The following is a 4452-nucleotide window of genomic DNA, read 5'->3' on the forward strand; positions in this document are numbered from 1 at the left end:
AATTCGCCAGCAAGGTGATAACTGGACCTTACCAATGATACAAGCAGATAATAAGAATGGCTGATCATCTGATTGCAACGTTAAAGTGATTGCAACGTTAAAGCGTTTCAAGGTTACAAACCGCGCTGGTTGCAGTTTCACTGGATACAGTTTTACCACCATAGTTGAAGGTGAGCGCTGCAGACAAATGCAGATCCTGAACTTTAGCCCATTGATTTATTCTAATCAAAGTGATTGGCGCTATGGATGACGCTTTGATGATACAGGCAACGAATCCAACTAGAAAACCAGCAATAATGGACTAGTAAGATCTGTTATGACTTGTCGCAACTTCCCCCAAATGTATGAGTGAGTTGGGAGCGGGATGGTGCCTTTTGGGGCCTTCGTCCTCCCGCACGTACGGGAGAGTTACTAAAGCCGATCAGGGCCCAACACCAATTATCCCCTTGAAGTATCCCTGACAAAGCCGATCAAAGCACAAAAGTTGATCAAGGCGTGCAAGTGCTCCTGGCATAAAGACATAAACTAAGCACGGGACACAGACCCAAAAGGCTCCATCCCACTCCCAACGGAGCGAAGGAATGAAACAGAACTGTCGCATAATAGTGCTATCACAAATTACTCAACCAACCTCCGAAAGAAGCGAATAATCCCGCAATAATCAGGACCATTTATCGTTCTACGATAGTAACCAATTCAAATATCCATACCCAAACTTTCTACCGAGTATTCCTATGAAAACTGCAGTGTCGTTGCGAGTATTTTCCCGCGTTATTGTTCCTATTGTCTTTGTTTGTAGCACCGTGCTTTTCACAACCGGTTGCGATTTCAAACCTGACCTTAATGCTTCCAGCTCAGTTCCTTCTTCACTTAAAATGAAGAGCGATGAAAATGGTAAAAAGGAAGGAGAGGAAGATCTTACAAACACAAACGGTAAAAATCACCCTGCTGTCGCAGATTCTGGTATCGTTACTGTAAATGCAAATTCCGTGGCCGACGCCGCGACAATTATTGCAAGAAAGCAGGTCCCCGTACTTTGTTATCATCATATAAAAAACTGGACTGCAAAAACATCAGCCAGGGCGAAAGACTATATAGTTCCGGTTGATGCATTCAGGGAACAATTGAAGATGCTCGCGGATAGCGGTTACCAGACCGTCTTACCTGATCAGCTATATAATTATTTAGCTACCAACAGTCCGCTGCCAGCTAAACCGGTCATGCTCACTTTTGATGATACAGACCTCGAACAATATACTATCGCACTACCTGAGATGAAAAAATATGGCTTCAAAGGGGTTTTCTTTATAATGACAGTATCTCTTAACCGTCCTAATTATATGACCAAAGAACAAGTGAAAGCATTGGCAGACGATGGTCATGAAATAGGCTCACATACCTGGGATCATCGTAATGTGAAACTGTATGGTGAAGAAGACTGGGCAACACAAATAGATAAACCAACAAAGCAGCTCTCAGCCATTACAGGCAAACCTGTAAAATATTTCGCATATCCATTCGGGTTATGGAATCCCAAGGCAATTCCTGAACTCAGGAAACGCGGATTCACTGCTGCTTTCCAATTGGCGACTCCCCGCGATGCGCAAGATCCCCTTTTTACAATCCGTCGCATAATTGTTCCGGGTTATTGGGGCTCCAAAACACTCAATAAAAGCATGTTAAACAGTTTCCGGTAACAGACTTCGTCAGAAAGCTTAATTTTGCCGTCTCAAACCGCAAATATTAATCTTTAAAAACGAAAATTATGTCTTTATCAGATAAACTACGCCAGGCCAAGGATTCCAAAGCCGACGCAAATGCTGCAGCCGGAGAGGCCTTTCTTAAGGCCAATGCGGGTAAACCTGGAATCGTTGAGTTGCCAGGTGGTATTCAATACGAGGTACTTAAAGAAGGAAGTGGTGCCAAACCGGGTCCTACATCCGAAGTAACCTGTCACTATCATGGTACACTCATCGATGGGACGGTATTCGACAGTTCGGTTAAACGCGGGTCACCTGCGTCTTTTCCTTTGAACAGGGTAATTAAAGGCTGGACCGAAGCACTCCAGTTGATGCCATTAGGCAGCAAATGGCGTTTGTTTTTACCACCGGCGATGGCTTATGGTGATCGCCAGACCGGTGCTGTGATCGGACCAAACAGTACATTGATTTTCGAAGTGGAACTGCTTGGAATTAAATAGAAGACCGGGGGATTTAAACCGGTTATAATCCTTTTATTTGCCTTTTATATACCTTTTATATACCAGTGATATACGGGGTATTACGGGTATTATATACCGGGTATATTATAAATGATTTGAAGAGCAGGTTGCTGAAAGGCAACCTGTTTTCTTTTCGGTGATATTGGCTTAGTTTTTACATTTCAATGCATATTTTCATTGTTTGCATGGTGGGTCGCATATGCAACGAATCTTCTCCCAAAATTGTCAGAGTAGCAAAGATTCAGATTTAGATAAAGATTTAGACCTCAAAAAGAAACAGCATAGTTATGAAAGTGAAGATTTTTTTGTGTTTAGTGTTTGCAGTGGGATTATCTCTGGCGTTCACCGGTTGTATGAAGACTACACCAATCGAGCCTCCCAAGCCTGTATCATTTGTATCGGTAATGAATATTTCTTTAAAAGCACCAGCGGTAGAAATGTTATTTAATACTGAGAAAGTAACTCCTCCCATGAGTCCGGGAGCTTATTTCTCAAGATATTCTTCAATAGATCCGGGTGCCAGGAACGTAGTGTTTAAAAAAGCGTCTTCGGACAGTGTAGTGGCTGAATTGACACCGGGTCAGAATTATGATTCCAGTCAATTCTACACCATTCTGCTTTATGACAATCCAGGTGGTGGTTCCCGTGCAACCAGGATTAACGACGAATTCCCGATTGTCGAAAATACAAAGACCTATATACGTTTCTTTCAGCTCAGTGCCGATGTTCCGAGCGTAGATCTTACATTCGAGAATACAAAAGTGTTTTCAGGACGAACCCCGGCTGACAATGTTGGTAATCCATCATTTAACCAATTTCAGGCTTATCAACCAGGTATGTATAGTATAAAAGCAAAGCTCGCAGGCACTGATTCTGTTATAGCCAATACCAACTACAGCGATCTGTTAGCAGGTGGGATATACACGATTTTTCTAAAGGGTGTAGTAGGTGGCACTGGCAATAGTGCTTTTAGTGTTGAAGTACTCCGCGCTACTAATTAATTAGCTATAAGCAGGTTGTCGGAAAGCTATACAGCTGCAAACAGGTTGCCATCAATTTGCAGACAAGCGTTTATGCAAACGATTACAGGTTGCATTTAAGTTATCAACAAACTGTATGCAGACACTGGCAGGTTGAATGTAAGTTATAAGCGAACTGTATGCAAACAATATCAGCAGCATGCCGGTTGTGAACAAGCTTATCCGGAAAACGTAGTATTAACTTTCTGGCGCCAGGTGGGCTCTTGTTTCCATGAGTTTCTCCTGGAACTTTAGTCTGGTGTCTTCAAAGCCATGGGCTTCAGTCCATGCGTTTACCATGATCTTATATTTATCAGCTTCAAGCGTGCTGATACCAATACGGGGAGCAGGATCTTTAAGGATGTCTTCGTCGCTGTTCAGGATGTCAAGGATTTTTCGTTTGACTTCTTCAAATGATAAAGTGTTGGGGGCTACAAGTTCTATATCCAGCCTTCGCTTGCCCTCACGACTTAGATTGACAATAACTTCATTTGACAATTTGCTGTTTGGGAATATCACCGTCCTGTTATCAAAGGTTAAAACTACCGTATAAAAAAGCTGGATAGAACTTACTATTCCTTGCTGGCCTTGTGCTAATATGGTGTCTCCGACGCGATAAGGTTTTAAAAGCAGGATAAGTATGCCACTAGCGAAGTTTTGCATTGTACCGGATAGAGCGAGGCCGATAGCAACACTGAAAGCCGCAGCGATAGAGACAAACAATGTCATTTCTATTCCTATCAGTTGCATGCAAACTATTATGAGAAATACACGGAGCCCGATTACAAACAGATTGAGGAAAAATGATCTTAGTGATGGGTCCACTTCTTTGCTGGATAAAAACCCTTTCAGCCACCTGTTTAAAACCTTGATTAGCCAAAGCCCAATAATCAATAGGAGGATGGCAACGATGACCCTGGGTCCAACAGTCAGGATCCAGTCAAACGCCCTGTCGTAAAATCTTTCTAAATACTTCATGTGTCAGATTAAAGTCGATAAATACTCATATTTCAGATTAATGTTGATACATACTTCATGTGTCAGTCTAAAACTGATTTACACTTTATGTGTGTAAACCTCTAACCAGAACCACGACTGAATTTCAAAATGTGCCGGTTACATTTGTCGTTAACTAAAAAAATGATCGATGGACGACCAAGAACCGCAACACCGGCCACCCAGGCGCAACAAACAGCAATTACTTGAATTGAT

4 protein-coding genes are annotated in these 4452 nt (G+C 42.3%); 3 read left to right on the forward strand and 1 reads right to left on the reverse strand.

What is annotated here, in order from left to right:
- The first annotated feature begins 752 nt into the window (after nt 1-752).
- The 3 genes from VK664_RS00075 (at nt 753) to VK664_RS00085 (ending at nt 3222) form a co-directional block, all read left to right on the forward strand.
- Nucleotides 753-1697 (forward strand): polysaccharide deacetylase family protein, encoded by a 945-nt coding sequence (locus VK664_RS00075; RefSeq protein ID WP_461396543.1) that lies wholly within the window; start codon nt 753-755, stop codon nt 1695-1697.
- Nucleotides 1698-1765: 68 nt separating this feature from the next.
- The gene (locus VK664_RS00080) at nt 1766-2200 is read left to right on the forward strand and encodes an FKBP-type peptidyl-prolyl cis-trans isomerase (protein ID WP_461396544.1); all 435 of its coding nucleotides are present in this window, start codon (nt 1766-1768) and stop codon (nt 2198-2200) included.
- A 308-nt stretch (nt 2201-2508) separates the two neighbouring features.
- Complete coding sequence (locus VK664_RS00085) at nt 2509-3222, forward strand: DUF4397 domain-containing protein (protein ID WP_461396545.1); 714 nt, start codon at nt 2509-2511, stop codon at nt 3220-3222.
- Between the two features lie 216 nt (nt 3223-3438).
- Here VK664_RS00085 and VK664_RS00090 read toward each other — a convergent pair whose 3' ends face one another.
- Nucleotides 3439-4218 carry a mechanosensitive ion channel family protein gene (locus VK664_RS00090; protein WP_461396546.1) on the reverse strand — a complete coding sequence of 260 codons (780 nt, stop codon included), beginning with the start codon at nt 4216-4218 and terminating at the stop codon, nt 3439-3441.
- Between the last annotated feature and the right edge of the window lie 234 nt (nt 4219-4452).

The sequence above is a fragment of the Flavitalea sp. genome, assembly GCF_035489435.1.
GTDB lineage: Bacteria > Bacteroidota > Bacteroidia > Chitinophagales > Chitinophagaceae > DATHKG01.

Excerpts from the sequence above, each read along its gene's own strand:
- VK664_RS00090 (WP_461396546.1), bottom strand. The coding sequence starts at position 4,218 with ATGAAGTATTTAGAAAGATTTTACGACAGGGCGTTTGACTGGATCCTG.
- VK664_RS00080 (WP_461396544.1), top strand. The coding sequence starts at position 1,766 with ATGTCTTTATCAGATAAACTACGCCAGGCCAAGGATTCCAAAGCCGAC.
- VK664_RS00085 (WP_461396545.1), top strand. The coding sequence starts at position 2,509 with ATGAAAGTGAAGATTTTTTTGTGTTTAGTGTTTGCAGTGGGATTATCT.